The sequence below is a fragment of the Zhongshania sp. genome (assembly GCF_041584495.1).
Classification (GTDB): domain Bacteria; phylum Pseudomonadota; class Gammaproteobacteria; order Pseudomonadales; family Spongiibacteraceae; genus Spongiibacter.
This window is the reverse complement of sequence record NZ_JBFHDY010000291.1, coordinates 1-1,381: the sequence shown is the minus strand read 5'-3', so window position 1 is coordinate 1,381 and position 1,381 is coordinate 1. Positions and strand designations below refer to the sequence as shown.

Here is a 1,381-nt window from a genome sequence, read left to right as displayed (position 1 = left end):
GGGCGGCAAAGTCGAGGAATAAGGCGAGATCCCCATGGCGAAATCCAGTCCATTATCAGCTGGAAGTCAATCCGGAGTAGGCGAGCTGATGGCTCGCCTTCGTTTTCTACTGCTGGCGATAATTGTTTATCGCATCGGTACTCATATTCCGGTGCCGGGCATTAATCCGGATCAACTCGCCGCGCTGTTTAATCAGAATCAGGGCACGGTACTTGGTTTGTTTAATATGTTCTCGGGCGGTGCCTTGGAGCGTATGAGTATATTGGCGCTGGGTATCATGCCGTATATTTCGGCATCGATTATAATGCAGCTGATGTCGGCGGTGAGTCCTCAGCTAGAAGCACTTAAGAAAGAAGGCGAGGCAGGTCGTCGGCAGATCAGTCAATACACCCGCTACTTAACGGTTATCCTTGCGCTGCTTCAAGCGGTAGGTATGACGGTTGGTTTGGCTAATCAAGGTCTGGCTTACAGCGCAGATTTTAGTTTCTATTTTGTTGCCGTGGTTTCACTGGTAACAGGTGCGATTTTCATGATGTGGCTTGGTGAGCAGTTAACCGAGCGTGGTGTTGGTAACGGCATCTCCATGTTGATTTTCGCCGGTATCGTTGCGGGCTTGCCCTCGGCGGTCGGGCAGTCTCTGGAGCAAGCGCGCCAAGGCGAGCTCAATGTATTAGTGCTGTTGGCGGTGTTGGTGCTGGCGGTAGCGGTGGTGTATTTGGTGGTCTTTATCGAGCGCGGTCAACGCCGTATTACGGTGAATTACGCCAAGCAGCAACGCGGTAATAAGATGTACCAGGCACAGTCTAGCCACTTGCCGATGAAGGTGAATATGGCGGGTGTTATACCGGCGATTTTCGCTAGCTCTATTCTGTTGTTCCCGGCGTCCATTGCGCAGTGGGTCGGTCAGAGCGGCGACGGCATGGAATGGCTGCAAGAGCTTGCTCTGGCAATCGGACCCGGTCAGCCCCTGAATATTATTATGTTTACGGCTTTGATCGTGTTTTTCTGCTTCTTTTATACGGCGTTGATGTTTAATCCCGATGAAGTCGCAGATAACTTAAAACGCTCAGGCGCATTTTTACCCGGGATTCGTCCTGGTAAGCAAACGGCTAATTACATCGATGGTGTATTAACCCGATTGACCATGTTCGGCTCTATGTATATTGCTGGCGTGTGTTTGTTACCGCAATTCTTGGTAGTGATGTGGAATGTGCCGTTTTATCTCGGTGGTACATCATTGCTGATCGTAGTGGTGGTAGTGATGGATTTCATGGCGCAGGTTCAATCGCACCTAATGTCTCATCAGTATGACTCGGTCTTGAAAAAGGCCAATTTGAAAAATTACGGCGGTGGTGTGCGCTAAGGCGCACCAACCTGATTG

At 50.4% G+C, this 1,381-nt stretch carries 1 protein-coding gene; it reads left to right on the top strand.

Annotation, left to right across the window (positions count from 1 at the left end; translation table 11 throughout):
- Positions 1-34 precede the first annotated feature (34 nt).
- Entirely contained in the window at positions 35-1,363 is a 1,329-nt protein-coding gene (gene secY / locus ABYP33_RS19240; RefSeq protein WP_373092974.1) for a preprotein translocase subunit SecY, read from the top strand.
- Positions 1,364-1,381 lie beyond the last annotated feature (18 nt).